20 protein-coding genes are annotated in these 24,557 nt (G+C 62.1%); 10 read left to right on the top strand and 10 right to left on the bottom strand.

The genetic code is table 11. The features are described from left to right. Positions 1-16 precede the first annotated feature (16 nt). The 8 genes from B9Z47_RS05875 to B9Z47_RS05840 all read right to left on the bottom strand — a co-directional run bounded on the left by B9Z47_RS05875 (position 17) and on the right by B9Z47_RS05840 (position 10,560). Positions 17-2,878, bottom strand: coding sequence for a nitrate reductase (locus B9Z47_RS05875; protein ID WP_199226274.1), 2,862 nt, complete (start codon positions 2,876-2,878; stop codon positions 17-19). 10 nt (positions 2,879-2,888) lie between these two features. Then, positions 2,889-3,275, bottom strand: a complete 387-nt coding sequence (gene nirD / locus B9Z47_RS05870; RefSeq protein ID WP_108330322.1) for a nitrite reductase small subunit NirD — start codon at positions 3,273-3,275, stop codon at positions 2,889-2,891. An 84-nt stretch (positions 3,276-3,359) separates the two neighbouring features. Beyond that, a complete protein-coding gene (gene nirB, locus B9Z47_RS05865; RefSeq protein WP_108330729.1) occupies positions 3,360-5,828 on the bottom strand; it encodes a nitrite reductase large subunit NirB in 2,469 nt (822 codons plus the stop codon). Positions 5,829-5,838: 10 nt separating this feature from the next. Further along, positions 5,839-6,645, bottom strand: coding sequence for an ABC transporter ATP-binding protein (locus tag B9Z47_RS05860; RefSeq protein ID WP_108330321.1), 807 nt, complete (start codon positions 6,643-6,645; stop codon positions 5,839-5,841). After that, complete coding sequence (ntrB, locus tag B9Z47_RS05855; RefSeq protein WP_108330728.1) at positions 6,642-7,544, bottom strand: nitrate ABC transporter permease; 903 nt, start codon at positions 7,542-7,544, stop codon at positions 6,642-6,644. The genes B9Z47_RS05860 and ntrB overlap by 4 nt, the downstream gene beginning before the upstream one ends. Positions 7,545-7,555: 11 nt before the next feature. After that, complete coding sequence (locus B9Z47_RS05850; protein WP_108330320.1) at positions 7,556-8,800, bottom strand: CmpA/NrtA family ABC transporter substrate-binding protein; 1,245 nt, start codon at positions 8,798-8,800, stop codon at positions 7,556-7,558. A gap of 405 nt (positions 8,801-9,205) precedes the next feature. Next, entirely contained in the window at positions 9,206-9,832 is a 627-nt protein-coding gene (locus tag B9Z47_RS05845; protein ID WP_108330319.1) for an ANTAR domain-containing response regulator, read from the bottom strand. 38 nt (positions 9,833-9,870) lie between these two features. Further along, positions 9,871-10,560 carry a substrate-binding domain-containing protein gene (locus B9Z47_RS05840; protein WP_108330318.1) on the bottom strand — a complete coding sequence of 230 codons (690 nt, stop codon included), beginning with the start codon at positions 10,558-10,560 and terminating at the stop codon, positions 9,871-9,873. Between the two features lie 182 nt (positions 10,561-10,742). Here B9Z47_RS05840 and tsaD point away from each other — a divergent pair, with 182 nt between their 5' ends. From tsaD to B9Z47_RS05815, 5 genes are all read left to right on the top strand, one after another. Beyond that, entirely contained in the window at positions 10,743-11,786 is a 1,044-nt protein-coding gene (tsaD, locus tag B9Z47_RS05835) for a tRNA (adenosine(37)-N6)-threonylcarbamoyltransferase complex transferase subunit TsaD (protein ID WP_108330317.1), read from the top strand. A 222-nt stretch (positions 11,787-12,008) separates the two neighbouring features. After that, a complete protein-coding gene (locus B9Z47_RS05830) occupies positions 12,009-13,280 on the top strand; it encodes a branched-chain amino acid ABC transporter substrate-binding protein (RefSeq protein ID WP_108330316.1) in 1,272 nt (423 codons plus the stop codon). 344 nt (positions 13,281-13,624) lie between these two features. Continuing rightward, positions 13,625-14,236, top strand: a complete 612-nt coding sequence (locus B9Z47_RS05825) for a hypothetical protein (protein WP_108330315.1) — start codon at positions 13,625-13,627, stop codon at positions 14,234-14,236. A 349-nt stretch (positions 14,237-14,585) separates the two neighbouring features. Beyond that, positions 14,586-16,577 (top strand): FAD-dependent oxidoreductase, encoded by a 1,992-nt coding sequence (locus B9Z47_RS05820; RefSeq protein ID WP_108330314.1) that lies wholly within the window; start codon positions 14,586-14,588, stop codon positions 16,575-16,577. A 112-nt stretch (positions 16,578-16,689) separates the two neighbouring features. After that, on the top strand, positions 16,690-17,682 hold the full coding sequence (locus B9Z47_RS05815; RefSeq protein WP_158271627.1) for a tripartite tricarboxylate transporter substrate binding protein: 993 nt from the start codon (positions 16,690-16,692) through the stop codon (positions 17,680-17,682). 18 nt (positions 17,683-17,700) lie between these two features. Here B9Z47_RS05815 and B9Z47_RS05810 read toward each other — a convergent pair whose 3' ends face one another. Both B9Z47_RS05810 and B9Z47_RS05805 read right to left on the bottom strand, forming a co-directional pair. Then, positions 17,701-19,020, bottom strand: coding sequence for an FAD-binding protein (locus B9Z47_RS05810; protein WP_108330312.1), 1,320 nt, complete (start codon positions 19,018-19,020; stop codon positions 17,701-17,703). Positions 19,021-19,150: 130 nt separating this feature from the next. Then, positions 19,151-19,825, bottom strand: coding sequence for a GntR family transcriptional regulator (locus B9Z47_RS05805; protein ID WP_108330311.1), 675 nt, complete (start codon positions 19,823-19,825; stop codon positions 19,151-19,153). A 207-nt stretch (positions 19,826-20,032) separates the two neighbouring features. Here B9Z47_RS05805 and B9Z47_RS05800 point away from each other — a divergent pair, with 207 nt between their 5' ends. The 5 genes from B9Z47_RS05800 to B9Z47_RS05780 all read left to right on the top strand — a co-directional run bounded on the left by B9Z47_RS05800 (position 20,033) and on the right by B9Z47_RS05780 (position 24,557). Beyond that, positions 20,033-21,226, top strand: coding sequence for an NAD(P)/FAD-dependent oxidoreductase (locus tag B9Z47_RS05800; RefSeq protein ID WP_108330310.1), 1,194 nt, complete (start codon positions 20,033-20,035; stop codon positions 21,224-21,226). Further along, positions 21,223-22,134, top strand: coding sequence for an oxaloacetate decarboxylase (locus B9Z47_RS05795; protein WP_108330309.1), 912 nt, complete (start codon positions 21,223-21,225; stop codon positions 22,132-22,134). The genes B9Z47_RS05800 and B9Z47_RS05795 overlap by 4 nt, the downstream gene beginning before the upstream one ends. A 7-nt stretch (positions 22,135-22,141) precedes the next feature. Continuing rightward, entirely contained in the window at positions 22,142-22,774 is a 633-nt protein-coding gene (locus B9Z47_RS05790; RefSeq protein ID WP_108330727.1) for an isochorismatase family protein, read from the top strand. 3 nt (positions 22,775-22,777) lie between these two features. Next, a complete protein-coding gene (locus B9Z47_RS05785) occupies positions 22,778-23,518 on the top strand; it encodes an arylmalonate decarboxylase (RefSeq protein ID WP_108330308.1) in 741 nt (246 codons plus the stop codon). Between the two features lie 61 nt (positions 23,519-23,579). Further along, entirely contained in the window at positions 23,580-24,557 is a 978-nt protein-coding gene (locus tag B9Z47_RS05780) for a tripartite tricarboxylate transporter substrate binding protein (protein WP_108330307.1), read from the top strand.

Raw genomic sequence — 24,557 nt, 5'->3', positions numbered from 1 at the left:
TATATGGGTATGCGCTTCAGGCGGGCTGGGGGACTCGCCGGATGATCTTGCGCAGCTCGGGCACGCACGAGCCGCACTGGGTGCCGCAGCGCAACTGGCTTTGCAGCCCGGCCAGGCGCTGGTCTTCGCTGCCCGACTGGGTCTGCAGGCAGGCGGTGATGGCGTCTTCGCGCACATTCAGGCAGCTGCACACCTGGCGGCTGACCGGTGCTGCGCCTTCGGGCGGTGCGTCGGACGCCATCAGCCATTGGCGTGCGGGCCAGCTGAGCGGCGTGGCCTCCTGCAGCAAGTTTTTGAGCCAGCGGGCCGAGCGGCTGTCGCCTGCGACCAGAAAGCCTTGCAGGCTGCGCAGGCCGGTTTTGTCCGGTGCACTCAATTGCACCGAACGGCGCTGCGCCCGGATCGCGTCCTGGTAGTTCAGGGTGTCTGCGCCGTTCAGCCCAAGGGCCTCGGCCACGGTGTGCAGCAGCGCCGCATCAGCGGCTTGGCTGCAGGCCGCGCGCAGCAGCAAGCCTGTGCGCGGGGTCTGGTCGGTCAAGGCGGCGCTCGGGTCGGTGAAGGGCACCAAGAAGGCAAAGTCAAATTGCGGCAGCAGCTTTTGCAATTGCTGGCGCACGGTCCAGACGGTGTCGCTGGGCAGCCAGGCCATGGCTGCCAGTTGCCAGGTGGCATCGGCCGACAGGGCGGCGCGGGTGATTTGCACCGCCGCGTGTTTGAGTTCGGGTTGCTTGGATGTGGCGCAGTAGCTCGATGTGGTGAGCACATTCACGCCCAGCCCGGCTTCTCCTTGGGCATCTCGGCCACAGAGCACTTCGGGGCCCCAGTGCATGGCGATGAAGGCCTGCATGGACGCCACTTGCGCGCTGGCCTGCACCGGCAGCACCAGAGTGCCGCGCTTGCTGCGCACCTGCACCAGCTCGCCGTCTTGCAGGCCCAGGCGCTGCGCGTCTTCTGGGTTGATTTGCACGCAAGGCTCGGGGCTGTGCGCAAACAAGCGGCCTGCGGTGCCGGTGCGGGTCATGCCATGCCACTGGTCGCGCAGGCGGCCGGTGGTCAATGAAAACGGGAACTGCGACACGCGCTCTTCGGCCACGGGTTGCCAGCTGACGGCGGCAAAGCGGGCGCGGCCATCAGCGGTAGGGAATTGGCCGTCGGCATACAAACGGCCCTGCCCGGTGCTGGTGCCTTCGGGCAGCGGCCATTGGGCGGGGCCTGTGGTTTCCAGATGGGCGTAGCTGAGACCCGTGATGTCCAGGTCGCGTCCCCGTGTGCTTTCACGGTGTTCGTTCCAGACCGACTCGGGGCAGGGGTAATGCATCAGCCGGACGTCTTGCGGACGGCCCAGCGCCACGGCCAGGCGCTGGCCCAGGTCGGCAGCAATCGCCCAGTCTGCTCGGGCCAGCCCAGGCGCCGTCACGGCGGCGCGCACGCGGCTGATGCGGCGCTCGCTGTTGGTCACTGTGCCTTCTTTTTCGCCCCAGGTGGTGGCGGGCAAAAGCAGGTCGGCGTAGTCGCACGTCGCAGCTGTGGCAAAAGCCTCTTGCACCACCACGAACTCGGCACGTTGCAAGGCGCGGCGCACGGTTTTCTGGTCAGGCATGGACTGCGCGGGGTTGGTGCAGGCGATCCACAGGGCTTTGATTTGACCGTCGGCGGCGGCCTCGAACATCTCCACGGCTGTGAGGCCGGGTTGGGCGGGCACATCGGCCACGCCCCACAGCGCGGCCACTTCGGCGCGGTGTTGCGCATTGGCCAGATCGCGGTGGCCTGACAGCAAGTTGGCCATGCCACCGACTTCACGCCCACCCATGGCGTTGGGCTGGCCCGTGAGTGACAGGGGGCCTGCGCCGGGGCGGCCGATTTGCTGCGTGGCCAGGTGCAAGTTGATGAGCGTTGCGTTTTTGGCGGTGCCGTTGCTGGACTGGTTCAGGCCCTGGCAATACAGGCTGAGTGTGGGTGCACGGTCAGCGCTTGCCTCCATGATGCGATCGTCTTGCACGCCCGCAAACCAGCGGGCAGCGGTGAACAGGTCAGCCTCGGGCACGCCGCAAATCTGCGCCACATGCGCAGGGGTGTAGTCGGCGGCCAGCGCTTGCAGGGCTTCAAAGCCGCTGGTGTGGGTGGCGATATAGGCGGCTTGAGTCCAGCCTTGGGCCAGCATGATGTGCAGCAGACCGTGGAACAGCATCACGTCGGTGCCCGGCTGGATGGCCAGGTGCAGATCGGCCATGTCGGCGGTGTCGGTGCGGCGCGGATCGACCACGACCATTTTGAGCGCCGGGTTGGCGCGTTTGGCGTCTTCGATGCGGCGAAACAGAATCGGGTGTGCCCAGGCCGCGTTGCTGCCCGCGATGAACAGGCACTGTGCGTGGGCGATGTCGTCGTAGCAGGCGGGTGGGGCGTCGGCCCCCAAGGTCATCTTGTAGCCCGCCACCGCGCTGCTCATGCATAAGCGCGAGTTGCTGTCGATGTTGTTGGTGCCCAGCAGGCCCTTGGCCAGCTTGTTGAAGACGTAATAGTCTTCGGTGAGCAACTGGCCCGAGATGTAAAAGCCCAGGGCATCGGGGCCGTGGTTTTGCACGATGGCGGCCAGACGCTGGCTGGCCATGTCCATGGCGGCATTCCAGACCAGTGCTTGAGGGGCCTGGCCGCGAACGGGCCGCCACTGAGGTGTCAGCAAGCGGGTTTGCGCCGTAACCTGAGGTGCGGCCGTCAGGTGCAGCGATTGGCCCTTGGTGCACAAGCGTCCGAAGTTGGCCGGGTGATCCGGGTCCCCGCGCACGCCGGTCATTTGGGTGCCGTGTGACTCAATGACCACGCCGCAGCCCACGCCGCAGTAGGGGCAGGTGGATTTGGTTTCTTGCAGGATGGGGATCATGGGCGGGGGTTCAGGCGCAGGCTGTCTTGCGCGAAACGGGACCGGCGATGGGCCGTGTCAGGTCCGTCGCATGGCCGACCAATTCATCGGCGTTCAAGAACACCACGCCCGCCTCGACCTTGACTTCAAAGCGCGGCGTGCAGCCCTCGTCGGGTGCTTGCGCCTGGCCATCGCACAGGCCGATGGTCCAGTTGTGCATCGGGCAAGCCACGCTGGTGCCAAACACAATGCCTTGCGACAGTGGGCCGCCTTTGTGCGGGCAGCGGTCTAGCAGGGCAAACACCTCATTCGCATCGTTGCGGAACACGGCTACGTCCAGCCCTTGCTCACGCGCCACGCGGCGCGAGCCCAGCACCGGAATGTCTTCCAGTTGGCAAATTTGTTTCCATGCGGTCATTTTTTGTTCCTTGTTTTTTCGTGGGAGGCCGCAGGGGCGACCTCCCACAGGGGGAGGGTTCAACTGCGCAACGTCCGCCCTTGTTCAGGCGATGGTCAGGGGCTCGAATTGGCGCGTGTCCACCTTGGCTTCTTGCAGCTCAAACCAAGGGTCGGGTTCACCATCCAGCGCGGCTTGCAGCTTGGCCCACAGCGCTACGCGCAGCGTGGCATCGTCCAGAATTTTCTTCTTCACGTAGTCGAGGCCCACCCGGTTGATGTAGTGCACCGTGCGCTCCAGGTACCAACCTTCTTCGCGGTACAACTGCATGAAGGCGCCCGTGTACTCCAGCACTTCTTCGGCGGTCTTGAGCTTGGTAAAAAAGTGCGCCACCTCGGTCTTGATACCGCCGTTGCCGCCCACATACATCTCCCAGCCGCTGTCCACGCCGATGATGCCCACGTCCTTGATACCGGCTTCGGCGCAGTTGCGCGGGCAGCCCGACACGGCGAACTTGACCTTGTGCGGCGCGTACATGCGCCACATGGCCTTTTCAAGGTCTTTGCCCATTTGCGTGCTGTCTTGCGTGCCCATGCGGCACCACTCGCTGCCCACGCAGGTCTTTACTGTGCGCAGGGCCTTGGCGTAGGCGTGGCCGCAAGGCAAGCCGATGTCTTTCCAGACACCGACCAGGTCTTCTTTCTTGACGCCCAGCAAGTCGATGCGCTGGCCGCCTGTGACTTTCACCGTGGGGATCTGGTACTTGTCCACCACGTCGGCGATGCGGCGCAGCTCGGCTGCGGTGGTCTCGCCTGCCCACATGCGCGGGATCACGCTGTAGGTGCCGTCTTTCTGGATGTTGGCGTGGCTGCGCTCGTTGATGAAGCGGCTTTGCGGATCGTCTTGCGCCTCTTTGGGCCAGGTGCTGATCAGGTAATAGTTGACGGCCGGGCGGCAGCTGGCGCAGCCGTTGGGTGTGCGCCAGTTCATGAACTTGAAGACGCCGCCCACGGTGAGCAACTTGTGTTCGCGCACCGCGTCGCGCACCGCCTGGTGGCCGTGCTCGGTGCAACCGCACATGGGCTTGAGTTTGGGCGTGGCCGAATAGTCGCCACCGGCGGTGAACATCAAAATCTGCTCAACCAGCCCGGTGCACGAGCCGCAGCTGGCGCTGGCCTTGGTTTGCTTGCGCACTTCGTCGAGCGTGAACAAACCTTTGTCCTTGATGGCCTTGCAGATCGCGCCCTTGGTCACGCCGTTGCAGCCACACACCTCGTCGGTGTCCTGCATGGCGGCGGCTTTGCTTTGGCCCTGGTGGCCTACGTCGCCAATGTTCGATTCGCCAAACATCAGCTTGTCGCGGATGTCGGCCACGCTGCGCCCATCGCGCAGCAGCTTGAAATACCAGCTGCCGTCCACCGTGTCGCCATACAGGCAGGCCCCCACCAGCTGGTCGCCCTTGAGCACCAGCTTTTTGTAGACGCCACCTGCCGGGTCGCTCATCACGATCTCTTCGCACTCCGGGCTTCCCATGAAGTCGCCCGCGCTGAACAGGTCGATGCCGGTGACTTTGAGTTTGGTCGAGGTTTGCGAGCCCAGATAGCGGGCAATGCCGAATTCGGCCAGGTGGTTGGCCAGCACTTTGCCTTGTTCAAACAGCGGGGCCACCAGACCGTAGGCGATGCCTCGGTGCGCGGCGCATTCGCCCACAGCCCAGATGCGCGGGTCGGTCACGGTTTGCAAGGTGTCGCTCACCACGATGCCGCGGTTCACATGCAGGCCCATGCTTTCGGCCAGCGCCGTGTTGGGTCGGATGCCCACGGCCATGACCACCAGATCGGCAGGCACATGGGTGCCGTCCTTGAATTCAACTTTGCAAACGCGGCCGCTGTCATCACCCACCAGCGTAGCGGTTTGCGCGCTCATGCGGAACTGCATGCCCCGCGCCTCCAGCGAGGCCTGGAGCATCTGCGCGGCGACCTTGTCGAGCTGGCGCTCCATCAGCCAGTCGCTCACATGCACCACCGTCACTTGCATGCCGCGTTTCATCAGGCCGTTGGCCGCTTCCAGGCCCAAGAGACCACCACCAATCACCACCGCGTGTTTGAACTGCGTGGCCGCATCGATCATGGCCTGCGTGTCCGCGATGTCGCGGTACGCCAGCACGCCTTGCAGGTCTTTGCCAGGCAGGGGCAGGATGAAGGGGTTGGAGCCGGTGGCCATCACCAGGCGGTCATAGGGCGTTTGTACGGTCTCGCCCGAGCCGTTTTGCGCGATGACCACACGCTTGACGCGATCGACCGATGTGACCTTCCAGCCCGCGTGCAGCGTGATGCCGTTGTCTTTGTACCAGGCCCAGTCGTTGAGCACGATTTCTTCGAGCGTTTGCTCACCGGCCAACACGGGTGACAGCAGGATGCGGTTGTAGTTGGGGTGCGGTTCGGCACCGAACACGGTGATGTCGTACAGGTCAGGTGCGAGCTTGAGCAGCTCTTCAATGGCCCGGACCCCGGCCATGCCGTTGCCGACCATGACCAGTTTCATTTTCTCTTTGGCATTGACGCGCATGTCCATGGTGTTCTCCTTAAGCGGTTTTTTCCACATGCGCTTGCCGCGTGTAGAGAAAGTCGATCACCGCTTTGCGGTAACGTTGGTACTCGGCGCTTTCGGCCAGTTCGACACGCTTGCGGGGGCGCGGCAAGTCCACGCTCAGCACTTCGCCAATCGTGGCTGCGGGGCCGTTGGTCATCATCACGATCTTGTCGGACAGCAGCACGGCTTCGTCCACGTCGTGCGTCACCATGACCACGGTGCTCTGCGTGCGAGCCACGATTTCCAGCAACTCGTCTTGCAGCTTGGCGCGGGTGAGAGCGTCCAGCGCGCCAAAGGGTTCGTCCATCAGCAGCACTTTGGGCTCCATGGCCAGGGCCCGGGCAATGCCCACGCGCTGCTTCATGCCGCCCGAGATTTCGCCGGGGCGCTTTTGCGCGGCGTGCGTGAGGCCCACCATGGCCAGCGCCGCATCGGTGCGCGCACGCAGCTGGCCCTTGGTTTCGGCCTTGCCAAACACGCGCTCGATGCCCAGGTGCACGTTGTCAAAGCAGGTGAGCCACGGCAACAGCGAATGGTTCTGGAACACCACCGCACGCTCGGGGCCGGGGCCTGCGATCTCGCGGTTGGCGCACAACAGAACGCCTTGTGTGGGCAGGGTCAGCCCGGCGATCAGGTTGAGCAAGGTGGACTTGCCGCAGCCCGAGTGGCCGATCAGGGCCACGAACTCGCCTTTGGCAATCGTCAGGTTGATGTCCTTCAGCGCCGGGAACAAACCTTTGTTGGTTTTGAAAGTTTGCGCAACGTGTTCGATCTGGATGAATTTGCTGTCGTTTTTCATGACTGGACATCCTCGTAAGTGAAGGCCGTGGCGATGCTGATGAGGGCGTATTCGAGGACCAGACCCACGCCGCCGATCACAAAAATCGCGATGATGATGTTCTTCACGTTGAGGTTGTTCCACTCGTCCCAGACCCAAAAGCCGATGCCCACGCCGCCCGTCAGCATCTCTGCCGCCACGATCACCAACCACGCGGTGCCCACGGCCAAACGAACACCGGTCAGCATGTAAGGCAATACCGCGGGGAACAGGATGGTGGTGGCAATTTTCCATTCCGACAGGTTGAGCACACGGGCCACGTTCAGGTAGTCCTGGGGCACACGTTGCACGCCCACGGCGGTGTTGATGATCATGGGCCAGATCGAGCAAATGAAAATCGTCCAGATGGCCGCCGGGTTGGCCCCTTTGAAGACCAGCAAACCGATCGGCAGCCAGGCCAATGGCGACACCGGGCGTAGCAGGCTGATGAGCGGGTTGAACATGCGCGAGAGGAAGGTGAAGCGCCCGATCACAAAGCCAGCCGGGATGCCGACGAGTGCCGCCAGGCCAAAGCCCACGGCCACGCGTTCCAGCGACATCAGCACGTTCCAGCCCACGCCTTGGTCGTTGGGGCCTTTGCGGTAAAACGGGTCGCTGAAGATCTCGATCGCCTGCACGCCGGTTTCGTAGGGGCTGGGGATGCTGCCTTTGGTGGTGATGGACACCAGGGCCCACAAACCGATCAACAGGCCCAGACCCATGAGTGGCGGCAAGACCGCCATCCAGAAGGCGTGCCATTGGCGGGCCCGCTGGTGTTTGGCAGCGGTCATCGCGAGGGTGGGTGTTGTTGTTGCCGTTGAGGGCGCGGTCACCGGGGCAGTTTTGCCCCCGGTGGGTGAATGGAAAACGGCACTGACCATGGTGTTCTCCTTCACGCTTTGATTTTGAAACCGTCGGCGTATTTCTTGGGGTCTTTGCCATCCCAGACCACGCCGTCGATCAGCTTGTGGCTGCGCATGTCGCTCTTGGGCACCGGGGCCTTGGCCGCTGTGGCGGCTTGCTTGTAGATCGCGATCTGGTTGATCTGTTTGGCCACGCCCAGGTAATCGGGGTGGTCCTTGAGCAAGCCCCAGCGCTTGTGCTGTGTCATGAACCACATGCCGTCCGACAGGTAGGGGAAGGTCACCGCGCCGTCGTTGTAGAACTTCATGTGGTTGGCGTCGTCCCAGGTCTTGCCCATGCCGTTTTGGTAGCGGCCCAAAATGCGCTGGTTGATCGCGTCCACACCCGTGTTCACATACGATTTGTCGGCCACGGTTTCGGCCATCTTGAGCTTGTTTTGCAAACTGGCATCGATCCACTGGCCCGCTTCGATGATGGCGGCCGTGACGGCGCGGGCGGTGTTGGGGTATTTCTTGACGAATTCGGCGGTGGTGCCCAGTACTTTTTCAGGGTGGTCTTTCCAGATGTCCTGGGTGGTGGTGGCCGTCACCCCGATGCCGTCCATGATGGCGCGGTGGTTCCAGGGCTCGCCCACGCAAAAGCCGTCCATGTTGCCCACGCGCATGTTGGCCACCATTTGCGGTGGCGGCACGGTGATGACCTTGGCGTCCTTCATCGGGTTGATGCCGTAGCTGGCCAACCAGTAATACAGCCACATGGCATGCGTGCCGGTGGGGAAGGTCTGCGCAAAGGTATATTCGCGCTTGTCGGTGGCCATCAGTTTGGCCAAACCTGCACCATCGACAGCGCCCTTGTCGGCCAGTTTTTTGGACAGTGTGATGGCTTGGCCATTGTGGTTGAGCGTCATCAGCACGGCCATGTCTTTCTTGGGTCCGGACAGCCCCAGGTGCACGCCATAAACCAGTCCGTACAGCACATGGGCAAAGTCCAGTTCGCCGTTGACCAATTTATCGCGCACACCGGCCCAGCTGGCTTCTTTGCTCAGCACGAATTTCACACCGTGCTTCACGTCCAGGCCCAGCACCGAAGCCATGACCACGCTGGCGCAATCGGTCAGCGGGATGAAGCCGATCTTGACTTCTTTTTTCTCGGGGGCATCCGAGCCTGCGGCGTACACCACTGAGCGCAGTGCGGGCGAAATGCCTGCAGCGCCCACGGCGGCGGCTTGCAACACGTTGCGGCGGGTCAAGCTGTTTTTGAGAAGGTCGGTCATGGCGAAGCTCCTTGCAGGAATAAAAAAACAAAAAAGGCGTCCTCATGTCACTCGCGCCTGCAGTGCAGGGCGCGAACGCATGGGGACGCCTTTGTCCGGTGGGACCTCACCCGCCATTGGGTGGGGTCACGTTTGACCTTCGTTGGTCTTGCTTCGGGTAACGCAAGCCGCGTGCCAGGGTTTTCCTGGGGGTGAATGCCCTGAAAACCACTGGTTTGGGGTTTTGGCACCGTTGGGGTGCGATGGCGTGCACTTGTGTGGTGCGCCAAGGCATCTTGTGGGGGCCGCTCTGCGGTGATGTGGCTTGTTCTGTGGGAGGCTGCCCCTGCGGCCGAATGCATGATGTGGCATAGGCGCGCATTCGCGAGCAGGGGCTCGCTCCCATCAAAATCTGGCTGTGCCCCTTCAGCCCAGCAGTTCGGCCATCTCGATCATCTGCTGCGCGATGTCGGCCAGCTTCACGCCTTTGTTCATGGCGGCTTTGCGCAATTTGCCATAGGCCTCTTGTTCGTTCAGACCCTGGCGCTGCATCAGCAGGCCCTTGGCGCGATCCACCACTTTGCGGTCGCTCAGTTCTAGCCGGGCGCTGTCCAACTCGGCCAGCAGCGCCTGCTCGTGTTTGAAGCGTGCCATGGCCACCGTCAGGATCGGGTGGATACGCTCGGGGGCCAGCCCTGCCACGATGTAGGCCGTCACGCCTGCGGCCACGGCCTCGTTCATGGGCCGGGTGTCGTTGTCGTTGGTGAACATCACGATGGGGCGGCGCTCGTCGCGTGTGGCCATGACCACATGCTCCAGCGCATCGCGGGCATCGCTCTCGGCGTCCACGATCACCATGTCGGCTTGCAGTTGGGCCAAGCGTTCTGTCAAAAACACATCGGCGGGCAGGGTGGCCACCAGGTTGTAGCCCGCTTCGAGCAGGCCAATGCGCAGCAGGCGCGAGCGTTCTTCGAGAGCCTGTGCGTGCTCATCGCCCTCGGCCACCAGGGCGGGGTCGGAGATGATGACGACGATTCTCAGGGCTTCTTGCATGGGCAAAACGATGCAAGAAGCGCGCCTAAGCGCAGGACTTAGGCCGGGGCCATGCCGTGCTGGCGCTTGAGTGCGTCGCACGCGGGTGATTGCCAAAAAGCCAGCAGCGCACGCATGGCGTCCTGTTGCGTGCTGGTGGATGCCACGCTGCCCGAAAACGTGGTGATGATCTCCACCGCTGGGGGCATGCCGCCCACGATGGTGATGCCCTGCACGCCCAGCATTTCACTCAGTTGTTGAAAGCCCAACGACACTTCACCCAGGGCCACCAGCGAGCCCACCGGCACGCCGGGTTTGGCCTGCACGATGCGTGGCGCGATGGTTTCGGCGATGCCCCAGGCCTCAAATTGTTTGGCCAGCTGCACGCCGCTCGGGCCGGTCGAATAGCCCAGCGTGGGCGCAGCCAAGATGGCGGCCTTGAGCGCGGCTTCGCTCGAGATGTCGGGCACGGGCTGCCCTGCAGGCACGGCCACTGCCACGCCCGAGCGCACCAGATCGGCGCGGCTGCCCGCCAGCACATGGCCGCTGGCTGTCAGTTTGTCGATGGCGTCGCTGGCCAACACCACGCCGTCAAAGGCTTCGCCCGCCTGCACGCGTTTGGCTGCGTCCACGCCGCCAACCGACTCGAGCTGGATTTGAACGTCGGGGTCCTGCGCTTTGTAAAGCGCCACCAGATCGGCCAGCAGCGGCTTGGTGGCCATGGAGGAAATCAGTCGGAGTGTGGTCATGGCGAATTCAACGGTGTGTTTTTGTAGGAGCCTGCCCTGCAGGCGATCATTTGCAGCGCCAAACACGCTATCGCCAGCAGGGCTGGCTCCTACAGGGGCAGTGGTGTTTGGGCTGGCAAGCATTTGCAAGGATTATGGCCAAGGGCAGTACCAGCCTCCATGCCCCCCTTAAACTACCTGTTATGCGAATTTTGGGTATCGAATCTTCTTGCGACGAAACCGGCGTGGCCTTGGTAGAGACCACCGGCGAGGCTTTGCCGCGCTTGTTGTCGCACGCGCTTTACAGCCAGATCGAGATGCACCAGGCCTATGGCGGCGTGGTGCCCGAGCTGGCCAGCCGCGACCACATCCGCCGCGTGCTGCCGCTCACGCGCCAGGTGCTGGCCGAGGCGGGGACCGCGTTGGCCGATATTGACGTGGTGGCCTACACCCGGGGGCCGGGCCTGGCCGGGGCGCTGCTGGTGGGCTCTGGCGTAGCCTGTGCGTTGGCTGCTGCTTTGGGCAAGCCGGTGCTGGGCGTGCACCACCTCGAAGGGCACTTGCTCTCCCCGTTTTTGAGCGCCGACCCGCCCGAGTTTCCGTTCATTGCCTTGCTGGTGTCGGGCGGCCACACGCAGCTGATGCGGGTGGACGGCGTGGGTCGTTACGAGTTGCTGGGCGAGACCATTGACGACGCCGCAGGCGAAGCCTTTGACAAGTCGGCCAAGCTGATGGGCCTGCCTTATCCCGGTGGCCCGGGTCTGTCTCGCCTGGCCGAGCAGGGGAACCCTGCGGCCTACAAACTGCCCCGGCCCTTGCTGCACAGTGGCGATCTGGATTTTTCGTTTGCGGGCCTGAAGACGGCGGTGCTGACCCAGAGCCAGAAAATCGGCCCTGCCGCCCACACCGAAGGTGCGCCCGAGCGGGCTGACTTGGCCGCTTCGACCCAGGCGGCGATTGTGGAAGTGCTGGTCAAGAAATCGATGACCGCTTTGAAAACCAGCGGCATGAAGCGCCTGGTGGTGGCGGGCGGCGTGGGCGCCAACCGCGAGTTGCGCGCCCAACTCAATGCGGCTTGCGCCAAAGCCCAAGTGCGCGTGCATTACCCCGAGCTGCACCTGTGCACCGACAACGGGGCCATGATCGCTATGGCCGCCGCCATGCGCTTGCAAGCCGGTGCGCAGCAGGCCGAGGCGCGTTACAGCTTCGACGTCAAGCCGCGCTGGCCCTTGCACGAACTGGCTTGACGCTGGGTTTCCCGCCCCCCCCTGTGGGAGCGAGCCCCTGCTCGCGAAGGTGTGCAAACCACAACACCCATTCAAAAGTGTTGTCCCATCAGACATTCGGCCGCAGAGGCAGCCTCCCACAAAATCCACTCAACTCAGCGGCCATCGTGTGTGTCTAACGGGGCAGTTACACTGCGCCCCTTCTTGGTTTCAACCCGCCTTCTGGCGGGTTCTATTTTTGATATGCGTTTGTCCTTCATTTCCCGTCGTATCGCCGTGTCACTGGCTGCAACCCTGCTGTTGTTGCCTGCGTGGGCGCAATCGCCAGCGCCCATCAAATTGGCCTTGATCGAGGGCTTGAGCGGCCCCTTTGGCAACACGGGTGAGGCCGTGGTGCGCAACATCGCCTGGGCGGTGGAGCGGATCAATGCCCGGGGCGGCGTCAAGACCGCGCAGGGCATGCGACCCATGGTGCTGGAGCGTTACGACAGCAAAGGCCAAAGCGAAGAAGCCTTGTCGGCCCTCAAGTCGGCCATCGACGATGGGGCGCAGGTGGTGTTGCAGGGCAACTCATCGGGCAATGCGGCGGCCTTGATTGACGCGATCAACAAACACAACGAGCGCGAGCCAGCCAAGCGCGTGCTGTTTTTGAACTACTCGGCGGTGGACCCGATCCTGACGAACGAGAAATGCAGCTTCTGGCATTTCCGTTTTGACGCCCACGCTGACATGCGCATGACCGCCTTGATGCAGGTTTTGCAGGCTGACAAAAAAGTCAAATCGGCTTACCTGATCGGACAGGATTACAGCTTTGGCCAGGCTGTGCTGCGTGAAGCCAAACGCCAGTTGGCAGACAAGCGCCCGGATGTGAAGGTGGTGGGCGATGAGTTGCACCCCATGGGCCGCGTGAAAGACTTTTTGCCCTACGCCGCCAAGATCAAGGCCAGCGGCGCACAAGCGGTCATCACCGGCAACTGGGGCAATGACCTGACCTTGCTGGTCAAGGCCGCCCGTGAGGCGGGTTACGAAGGCAAGTTCTACACCTTTTATGGCAACGCGTTGGGGGCGCCTGCGGCTTTGGGTGATGCCGGTGTGGACCGCGTGATTGCGGTGGCCGACTGGTTGCCCAATGTGCCTGGCAAAGCCAGCGAAGCGTTTTACCAATCTTTCCGCCAGCGTTTCAGCAAGCCCTCGGAAGACTATGTGCATGTGCGCATGCAGTTGATGGTGGAGGCCCTGGCCCAGGCGGTCGAAAAAGCCGGTGGCACCGATCCCGTGGCCGTGGCGCTGGCGCTGGAAAAAGCCCGCGTCAGCACGGCTGGGCAAACCGGCTTCATGCGCGCCGAAGACCACCAGTTCCAGCAGCCCTTGGTGGTGGGCGTGATGCAGCGCCAAGGTGTGCCCGGTGTGCCGTTTGACGTGGAAGGTTCGGGCTACGGCTTCAAGGTGGTGCGCCAGATCAAGGCCGAGCAGGCCCGTCTGCCCAGCACCTGCAAGATGGTGCGGCCGGGCTGAGGTCTTTTCGGGTCAAGCGAGGCCAGTCCGTCGGCCGTTTCTGACAAGCCTTTGTCGCTGTTCGCCTGCGTCCAGTCGGACAGTGAACGCCAGCCCACAGCTGGTCTCATCTGTCGCGCAGACCGTGTAGCGGTGGTATTTCACGTGCCCCATTTAAACAATATGTAACAACTTTAAATTGCTTTAATTTTTTAAAAATAATTATTAAGATACATTAAAAACAAAATAGGCCCAAAAGAAAAAACAAATATAAAGTTTTGCCTGCCTAGCCAAGCTACCTGCCTCCATGTTTCGATGTGGAGCGCGTTGTCCGCTGAATTCATTTTCTGACGAGAGGCAAAGACATGAACATCGAGCACTACTTCGATACCGGCTTCCAAAGCGATATTGCGAAACTGCAGTTCAGCGAGGTGCCACAGGTTCTCAAAGACATCCTCAACGACCAGGAGTTGGTGTTGTTTGGTGGCAAGAACTGGTCTCATGTCGAAGCCGACCTGGGGCCCATGGACTCCGAAGTCAGGCCGTTGTTCGTACTTTGCCTTTTTGCTGTGGTGGCCACGGACCAATGCATGCAATCGTATTTCAAACCGCATTACGCCCGCTGGCGCAGCGAAACGGCTTACCCCAAATTTGCCTGGACCCGTTTTGGTCTTTACAACGAAAACCCCCTGAAACTTCTTTCTGTCCCGGAGCAGGCTGGTCTGCTGGATACCGCTCGCACCAGTGGCCTCATGCGGGAATTTGTGCTTTTCTACCGCAATTTGGTGGCGGACTATTTCGACATGCATGCAACGGGTCTGTCAGCCGACATGTTTTTCACCAAGCTCCTTCAAGACGACATCATGGCGTTGGACGAAGGTGTTCTGGTCGCGGCATTCAAGCAAGTGGCCTTTGATTTGCTGCCAAAGCCGGCCAGCAGTTTGTCGCCAACGGACGGGTATTTTCTGGCCGTCTGAGAAGTGCCAAGGGCCGAGCACCTTGCTTGGCGACACCAACGAAACCAATGACATCTACCAAGCCTTGGTCCTTTGGCCGGATCGGCATGGACGGTGCGCCTTGACCTGAATGCGGCCTGATCTTGCCTTCCTCCATCTTTCAGGGCGTGCGGAGGGGCAGGGTATGAGGCATTGGGGTTACCACGGGGGCTCGTCAAGAGTTTCAGTGCGTCATACTTCTGCGCATGTGTTTGAACTACTCAAGAGGGCGGAGGTGCTCGTGTGTTGGGGTGATGGCGAGCGTGGTGCGCCCATGCGGCCCTTATGGCGCGCTCTTTTGTTCACAGCTTGCCGTTACCGCTGAGCCAGGATGAGCCCCCTCGTTTCTGACGGGCCTTACCCCGCGTTGTTTTCGCCTTTGCAGCTCGGTGGCCTGCGACTTGCCAACCGGATCGTGCACGCCTCGATTTCGACCCGTTTGGGCGCGCACAGCGCCTTGGGCGAGGCCTATTTGCGGTATTGCGAAGCCCGGGCTCGAGGGGGCGCGGCCATGCTTGTCACCGAGCCGATCGGTCTGGGCGAGTGGCAAAACGCCATGCGCCTGCCTGCCTACCGGGACGCCCATGTGGCGGGTTTGGCGCGATTGGCCGATGCCGTGGAAGGCCATGGCTGCCGCTTGATCGCGCAGATTCAGGACCCCGGGCGTGGCCGTCACATTCCGGGTCGTGGTGTTCGTGCGTTGGCACCGAGTGCGTTGCCCGATGACCTCAGTGGCACCATGCCCCGTGCCATGAGCACAGCAGAAGTCCAGGATTGGGTGGGCATGGTGGCTGAACGGGCAGCTCGCTTGCAAGGTGCGGGTTTTTCCGGTGTTGAACTGTCGGCCTGCCATGGCCATTTGTTTCACCTTTTTTTATCGCCTCGGGCCAATCACCGCGAGGATGGCTACGGTGGGGATGTCCACGGTCGCACCCGCTGGTTGGCCGACATGGTCCTGGCCATCCGACAAGCCTGTGGCGACCGTTTCATCATCGGCATCAAGATGCCGGCCGACGACGGGTTGGTCGACAGCTTACCGCCCGAGCAGGCCATCCTGACCCTTGAGGCCTTGCTTGACCAGTGCCGCCCCGACTATCTTGCCTTTGCCCAAGGGGCCCATGCGCGTTCACTGGAGATGCATTTGCCCGACAGTGCTGGGCCTCGCATGCCTTATGCGGGGCTGACCGAGCGTCTGGCCGCGCATGCGCGGGGCGTCGCCGTGATGAGTTTGGGCCGGATCACCGACCCGGCCGAAGCTCAGGCGCTGCTGCAGGATCGGCGGGTGTCTCTCATTGGTTTGGGGCGGCCTTTGATCACGGATCCGGACTGGCCACGCAAAGCCCTTGCCGGGCGTGCAGCCAGCATCCGTTACTGCGTTTCCTGCAACACCTGCTGGAAGACCATCGTTCAGGACCGCCCGATAGCCTGCGACAACAATCCCCGATTGGCGGCACAAACGGAAGGGCAGCCGTTGGTCGCGGCGCGCGAGGCTAAAAAACTGTTGGTCATCGGTGCGGGCATCGCGGGGCTGGAAGCGGCTTGGGTGGCTGCTGCACGCGGGCATCAGGTGACCGTGGTGGGGGCATCCCTGCAGGTGGGCGGCAAGGCCAGACGCCTGGCCAGCCTGCCGACGCTGGATGCGCTGTCCAGCATTTACGACCACCAGTACGAACGGGCACTGGAGCATGGGGTGCATTTTGATCTGGGCCGCAGGCTGCTCAGCCAAGACATCGCACAGCAAAACAGCGATGAGTTCATCCTGGCCACGGGCGGCACACCGCATTGGCCACTGGAGTTGCCTGCCGAGTTGCAGGCGCTGGGCATGATTGCCGACTTGCCAACGCTGTGCGCCCAACTGCCGCGCTACACCCGGCGTCAGCCCGGCACGGCCTTGATCTGGGACCTCGATCCAGTGGAAGCGACCTATGCCGTGGCTGAAAAACTGGCCACTTTGTTTGACAAGGTGGTGCTGATGACCCCGCGCGAACACATCGCGGCCGATTGCAGCCTGGTCACGCGGCAGGGCGTCCTGCGGCGCATGCACCAAGCGGGTGTGCAGGTGCTGACATTGAGTCAGCTGCGCTGGGACGACGCGTTTGAGGAGCAGGCCCGCGTGCCCTATGACAGCGTATTTGGGGGCTGTGCTGGCTTTGTTGATGATGTGGCCCTGATCACTTATGCCACGCCACGCGCCCCCGATACCGATTTGCTGGCCGCCTTGCAGGCCACGGGGCGGCCGGTGCATCTGGTCGGAGATTGCCTGGCCGCTGGCGATACCTTGTCAGCCACGGCCCAAGGGTATTCTCTGGGGGTGTCGATTTGAATTCGCTGTCGCTGCCCGCGGTGCCATCGGGCTGCCGCCGCGAGGTGGTGGGATGGCCATCAGGGGGCGGCGCTCACACATCATGCGTTTATTCACCACAAAGGAGACTTTCATGACTTCATCGTCCCGTCGACGCCGACTGGCGCTGGCCACCAGCCTGGCCTTGCTGCCCCTGTTGGCACCGCTCGACAGCCTGGCCCAGGCCAGCGATTGGCCCACGCGACCTGTGACTTGGGTCAACCCGTTTGCGGCAGGCTCTGCGGTGGATGTGGTGGCCCGCATCATTGCCAACAAGATGGCTGCGAACACCGGCCAAGGCATGAATGTGGACAACAAGACGGGTGCCAGCGGCAACATCGGCACCGACTTTGCGGCCCGGGCCAAAGCTGATGGCTACACCTTGCTGCTGGGCTCGCCCGGCACCATGGCGATCAACCCTTATTTGTTCGCCAAACTGCCCTACGACGCGCTCAAGGACTTCACGGCGGTGACGCAACTGGTGTCGTTTCCTCAAGTCGTTGTCACCAGTCCCAAGCAAAGCTTTAAAACTTTGCCGGACTTGATCGCTGCGGCCAAAGTGCAACCCGACAAGCTGGCCCATGCTTCTTCCGGGCCAGGCACCACATCACATCTGGTGATGGAGTTGATCAAGGCCGATGCGGGCATCAAGCTCACCCACGTCGGTTATCGGGGCGGCTCGCCGGCCATGCAGGCCGTGATGGCCGGCGATGTCCAGACGGGTGTCGAGGGCTTGCCCTCTTTGGTGGGGCAGATCAAGGCAGGGGCCATCGTGCCGCTGGCGGTCACGTCGCTCAAACGCTCGCCCCAGTTGCCACAAGTGCCGGCCATCTCGGAATTCATCCCGGGTTTTGACGCCACGGCCTGGATCGTGCTCATGGCCCCGGCAGGCACGCCACCGGCGTTGGTGTCCCGCATTCAGGCCGAAGTCAAAAAAGCGCTGGACGATCCGGGTGTGAAGCAGCAACTGGAGGCGCAGGGTGCCACCGTCGTGGGTTCCAGTGCCACCGAAACGCAAGCCTTTCATCGCAGCGAAATGGCCAAATTCAAGCGCGCCGTGGAAATCTCAGGGGCCAAAGCCGAGTGATCGAAGCCCCTTTGTCGCTCAGCCCAGGGCCTGGGCCACCCGCCAGCCCAGGCCAAATGCCTGGGCCAGGCCGTTGCCGGGCAGGTAGCCGTCGGCACCTCGTCCTGACAATCCCGCCGCGCAGCCCCCGGCGGCAAAGACGCCCGGGATCGTGTTGCCCTGTGGGTCCAGCACTGCGCCGTCGGCTTGTGTGAGCAAACCGCCTTGTGTGTGCGACAAAGCCCCTGTGACCCAAGAGGCTTTGAACGGTGGGCGCAGCACCCGGGCAAAGCTGCGCCGCCCCAGCGGGTCGTTGGCCTGACCTTGCGCCAAGGCGCTCACTTGTGTGAGCGTGCGCGTCAGTGCTGCGGGGTCCACACCGGCCTCTTCGGCCAGGCTGGCCACGCTGTCGGCCGTCATGACGCGACCGGCCTGCACGGCTTGCTGATATGCACCGTGGTTGCCCAGTTGGGCTTCGATGGCTGCATCAAACACCTCCAGTGCCAGGCCATTGTCTTGTGCCAGCACTTGCGGCGCGAGAGCTGAGGGGCCGATGTCCTCGGCGACAAACCGCAACCCCTGCCGATTGACCAGGATGCCGCCCAAAGGCGGAATGGACATGCCCAAGCGCGTGGCACCGCCCGGGTGCGTGTGGCCTTGTCCCTGGTAGCCGTCCATGCCCCAAAGTTGCGCGCCCCATGCCATGCCCAGGGCCATGGTGCTGCCGTCCTGGGTGGATGAGCCGTTGTGCAGCGCGCCAGCCATGCCGGGGATGAAGCGTGCCACCATCTCGGGGTTGGCCCCAAAGCCACCGCCGGCCAGCACGATCTGACAGGCGTGGTAGGTGTCTTGTGCGGTGGTCAACTGAAAGTCCTGTGCCCCACGCGTGACATGGGCGCGGTCCGTTACAAACCGGATGCGGGGCTGTTGCATGCAAGCTTGGCGAAACCAGGTGTGCAATGCGGCCCCCGAGGCGGGCGCGACACAGTGAAAGCGCAATTGCCGGTGGCCTGGTGCCACAACGTCGGGCAAAAACTGCACTGGCGCTGCGCAGTCATTGACCAAAAAAGCGGTCGCCAGTGGCAGGGCATGGGCCACGGAGCTGGCGATGTTTTCATTGACCATGCCCGGTGCAAATTGGCGCAGGTCATCCAGCCAGGCCTCTGGACTGTCTTGCGTGCCCGAAGACCGCTGCAGGGCAGAACCTGCGGCCGGAAACAACCCCCCGCTGATGGCCAAATTGTTGGGGGTATGCGCTGATGGATCGATCAGGACGACGCTCAGCCCCCGCGCTTGAGCGGCGAGGGCCACGAACATGCCGGCTGCGCCAGCGCCAAGGATGGCGACATCGGTTTTCATCAAAAAAGTAGGATCAAAGCGTTGGTAAAACCACCCGTTCAGGCATGTTCGGTGGGGCACTGACACAGTATGGGCCTGAGCGCCAAGCCTGGGCGTCAGCCCTGTGACAAAGCCTCGTGCGGTGGGCGGCTCAGAGCAGGTCGATGGGCATCAGGGCTTGGCTCAGCATGGCCAAGGGGCGGGCGGTGATGATGTGGGTCTGCACCCGAAGCCGACCGAGCAAAGGGTCGCGGGCGCGCAAGGACTCGATGATTTCCCAGTGTTGCTGATTGGAGCGGCGTATGCGCACTTCGCCGGGCCAGGCGTGCTGCTTCATGGTCACCAATGGCAGCTCGATCAGGGAACGCGCCAGGCCCTGCAGCCTTTGCGAGCCGCTGGCTTGCAAGATGATGTCGTGGAAGCGGGTGTTGCTGGCTTGGAAGCGGGCGTACCGCTGCGCATCCGATGCTTCAGGTTGCGCCAGTTGTTGGTCGATCGCCGTGGCGACGTCGGCCAGCGCTTGCCAATGGTGCTCTTGCCCATTGATCGCCGCCAAGGCGGTTGCATGTCCCTCCAGCACGGCCCGAAGCTGAAAGATTTCGTCGATCTCGGTGCTGCTGAATTGCGTCACAAAGGTCCCCCGATTGGCCTGCGTGCAAACCAGTCCCTCGGCATGGAGGCGTCTGAGCGAGTCGCGAATGGAGGTCCGTGAAACGCCCGTGCGGTGTGCCAACTCTTCTTCGAGCAAGCGCTCGCCCGGCTGGAAACTGCCGCTGATGATCCATTCACGGATGGTGTTGTAGGCAAGGGTGCTGGCGCGGGTCATGGCTTGTGAGTGGAGGGTGTTCGGCTATTTTGTACACATTGATGTGGGTCAATGGTGTTTTGATGGGATGTCGGCGTGATGTTTGGGTCGTAATTTGGGTGTTTCAAGGTCATTTTATAAGTGGTTTCCCTGATTTTTTAAAATTTTCATCCATTTTCCTTTCTGCTTTGTGTACATTGAACCATCACCTTGTCATCGGGGAGCCGGATGAATTCGCATGTTTTGATTGCTGGCGGCGGGCCTGTAGGCTTGGTCAGTGCTTTGGTGCTGGGCCGGGCGGGCGTGGCCGTGACGGTGCTGGAGGCCTCTGCGGACCTCAACCGCGACCTGAGGGCGTCCACCTTTCATCCACCCACGCTGGACATGCTGGCACCCTATGGCCTGACCGCCAAGTTGGTGCCTCAAGGTTTGGTGGCCCGCTATACCCAGCAGCGCGATCGCCAGGACGGTGTGATCGCCGAGTTTGATCTGGATCTGCTCAAGGGGCATACCGACCACCCCTTTCGCTTGCAATGTGAACAGTGGAAACTGGCTGACCTGATCAAGCAGGAACTTGACCTGTTGCCCCATGTCAAGCTGCTTTTTTCGACCCGCCTGGAGTCGGTCACGCAAACCGCCGACAAGGTCACGGCCACAGTCAGTACCGAAGGGCAAAGTCATCCCATCGAGGCCGACTACATGATCGGTGCAGACGGTGCCTGGAGTGCCACGCGCCGGGCCTTGGCCATTGATTTCGAAGGTTTGACGTATCCGGAGCGGTTTTTGGTCATCTCCACGGATTTCGATTACGCCCAGCATCTGCCGCGTCTGTCCTACGTCAACTATTGCTCCGATCCGCAGGAGTGGTGTGTTTTGTTGCGTGTGCCCACACTTTGGCGGGTGCTGTTTCCCACCACGGCGCAAGAAACCGACGAGGAGGTCATGACCGACGAGGCGGTGCAGGCCCGTTTGCAAAGGCTGCTGCCCCAGCCATTGCCTTACAACACGGTGCACCGAACACTTTACAAAGTTCACCAACGTGTTGCCAAGACGTTTTTGCAGGGCCGCATCTTTCTGGCGGGCGATGCTGCGCACATCAACAATCCATTGGGGGGCATGGGCATGAACGGCGGTGTGCACGACGCGATGAACCTGACCCAAAAATTGCTGCAGGTGATCCAGCAAGGGGCCGCCATGGATGTCATGGCGCGCTATGAGCGCCAGCGCCGCACCATCGCCATTGATTACATCAATGCCAACACGGCGCGCAACAAGCGGGAGATTGAAGAGCGTGATCCCGTGGTGCGCCAGCGCGTGCAGGACGAGTTGCGGGCCATTTGCGGGAACCCCGAGAAGGCCCGGGACTATTTGAAAAAATCTTCCATGATCGAAGCGCTTGAGCGCGCAAAGGCCATCGCATGATGCACAACGGTCTGTCCCAAGTCAGCAACGCATCACGGCGCAGCCAGCTGGCGGCGCGTCTTCGGCAGGGCGATCTGGTGGTGGCACCGGGCGTCTTTGAGATGATTTCCGCCAAGATGGCCGACCGCATGGGGTTCGATGCGCTCTACATGACGGGCTACGGCACCGTGGCGTCGTACTTGGGCTTGCCCGATGCGGGTTTGGCCAGTTATACCGACATGGTCAACCGCGTGCAGCAGTTCACCGCCATCACCACCACGCCGATGATTTGCGATGGCGATACCGGCTACGGCGGGCTTCTGAACGTCATGCACACGGTGCGCGGTTATGAGCGTGCCGGGGCCTGTGCCATTCAACTGGAGGACCAGGAGTTTCCCAAAAAATGCGGCCACATGCTGGGGCGAAGGGTGGTGCCGGCGCAGCAAATGGTCGAGAAGATCCGCGTCGCAGTGGAGGCCCGCAGCGATCCCGACTTTCTCATCATTGCCCGCACCGATGCCCGCACCACACTGGGGCTGGACGAGGCTTTGCGGCGCGCAGAAATGTACGCGCGCGCGGGCGCTGACCTGCTGTTTGTGGAGAGTCCGGAGTCGGTGCAAGAGATGGAGACCATCTGTCGCCACTTCGACTTGCCTCTGGTGGCCAACATGGTCGAGGGCGGTCGCACGCCCGTCTTGAGCTACGAGGCATTGCAGCAGTTGGGTTATGGGCTGGTCATTTTTCCGGCAACCGCCTTTTTGGCCGCTGGCGCAGCCTTTGAATCGGTTTACCAGGGCATCAAGCAGACGGGGTCTTCCAAAGACGGTTCAACCCCACTGCATGGCTTTGGCCAATTCTCCAGCCTCATGGGTTTTGACTGGGTGCAGGCTTTCGACCAAAGCCATGCCCAGCGTGAAGAGGACGCCTGAAGTGACCATGGACAAACACGCCATTTACCGTCACCAAGGCCTGGGCGGGACCAGCGGTATCGGGCACAAGTGCGCGTTGGTGCTGGTGGATTTTGTCAACGGCTTTGTCGATGCCGACCAATTGGGCGGGCCGCACATCGCGGCGGCCGCAGACCGGACTGTGCCCTTGCTGGCGTATTTCCGGGCGCAGGGTTTGCCAGTGGTGCATACCCGAGTGGTGTTCGCGAGCGATGGCGCGGATGTCAACATCTTTGCGCTGCGTGTGCCGCCTTTGCAAAAACTCACCGAGCAGGCGCACGCCTCGCAAATTGTGACTCCGCTCACGCCGGAGCCTGGTGAGTGGGTGATTCGCAAGCAGTCGGCCTCGGCTTTTTTTGAAACCGGATTGGCGGGCTGGCTCTTGCAGCGCTCCGTGGACACCGCCGTCATCACGGGTTGCACCACCAGCGGTTGCGTGCGTGCCAGCGTGGTGGACGCGATGCAGCACAACCTGCGCACCTTGGTGGTCTCCGATTGCGTGGGCGACCGCGCGCTGGAGCCCCATGTGGCCAACCTGTTTGACATGCAACAAAAATATGCCGACGTGATGACGCGCGATGAGTTCATCACACAACACCAGGCCATCACGGCCTGCACCTGATTCATGGACCACCTCGGATACCGAAAAAAACTGGGCACCTTGGGGCCCTCGACCAACACCATCGTTCAACCTGATTTCGATGACCTGCGGCCAGTGGGCGTGACCAATCATTACAGCCGCATCGCGATCCCGAACAATCCGGTGACGGACGATGCCAGCTTTGTCCAACTGGTGAACAACATCAACCAAGCGACCATGGACGCGGTGGATGTGTTGCGCAGTTGCGAGATGGATTACCTGGTGATGGGCATGTCTGCGGCGACTTTCTGGAATGGTCGCCAGGGCGCCAACGATTACCTGAAAATGATGCAAGACAGGGCGCAGGTCGGCGTGTCCTGTGGTTCCTTTGCCACCGAGGCGGCTCTGAACGTTTACAAGGTCAAGCGCATCGCCTTCATGTCGCCGTACTTCGAAGTGGCCAATGCCCAGGTGCGTCGGTTTTACGAAGACTGCGGTTTTACCGTGGTGCGAGACGTGTGTCTGCGTCGCCCCAGTCCGGTTCAGATCGCCCATTCCACCGATGAGATGTGCCGCCAGGCGATCTTGCAGCTGGACGGCGATGACGTGGACGCCATCGTTCAAGTGGGTACCAATTTGTCCATGATTCGCTTGGCTGCAGCCGCTGAACTTTTTCTGGGCAAGCCGGTCATTGCGATCAACACCGCCACCTATTGGCATGCCTTGCGGGCCCAAGGGCTGCAGGACAAGAAAGCCGGCTTTGGCTCCTTGATGGAATGCCATTGAGGCGCGTGATCGCCGTTGTTGTCCAACATTTTGTTCGTTGAATCCGAAAAAGGATGGGTCTATGCGCCGCCGTGAATTGCTCCTTTCCACTGCAAGCCTGGGTTTGGCTTGTGCGGGCTTGCCCGCCCTGGCCCAGGGCCAGACTTACCCCACCAAAACGGTGCGCATCGTTGTGCCCGCCTTGGTGGGCAGTGCCGATGTGTTTGCCCGTGCCATGGCCCAGCGGCTGAGCCCCGTGTTGGGCCAGTCGGTCATGGTGGAGCAAAAGCCTGGGGCAGGCACCAACATTGGCAACGATTTCGTGGCCAAAGCCGCCCCCGATGGCCACACGCTGCTCATCAACGGCTTGCCACTGGTGACCAACCAGGCGCTTTATGCCAACTTGCCCTACAACACCATGCGTGACCTGACGCCCGTCATCGAGGTGGCCGAAGTCACCAACGTCGTGACCGTGCATCCCGGCCTGGGCATCCAGTCTCTGAGTGAGCTGGTGCAACAGGCACGCAGCGACCCCAACAAGTTCAACCATGGCACGCCCGGTGCGGGCAGCTCCGGGCACTTGGCGGCTGAGTTGCTGAGCGTCAAGACCGGTGCCAAGTTCACCCATGTGCCTTACCAGGGCAATGCCCAAGCCACCAATGACCACCTGGGCGGTATTTTGCAGGTGGGCTTTGTGAATTTGCCGGTGGCGCTGCAGTTCGTGAAAGCGGGTCGTTTGAAAGCGCTGGCCGTGACCGGTTCCCGACGTTCTGCCTTGCTGCCCGATGTGCCCACGGTCAATGAGGCGCTGGGCCTGAGTGACTACGAGTTGGTGGGCTGGTTTGGCATTCTGGCACCTGCCAAAACGCCTCAGGAGGTGGTGATTCGCCTGAATGCCGAAATCAACAAACTGATGCGCGATCCGGGTTTTCTGGAGGTGATTCGCGGTGCGGGCGGAGACCCACTCGGTGGCACCCCCGCTCAGTTCGAGGCGCGGATGCGCCGGGACGAGGCCCGTTTGAGCGAAGTGATCCGGACCTCGGGGGCCAAAGCCAATTAA

Source organism: Limnohabitans sp. 2KL-1 (assembly GCF_003063435.1).
Classification (GTDB): domain Bacteria; phylum Pseudomonadota; class Gammaproteobacteria; order Burkholderiales; family Burkholderiaceae_C; genus Limnohabitans_A.
Note: the sequence above shows the minus strand (reverse complement) of the source record. Positions and strands in the feature narration are given on the sequence as shown.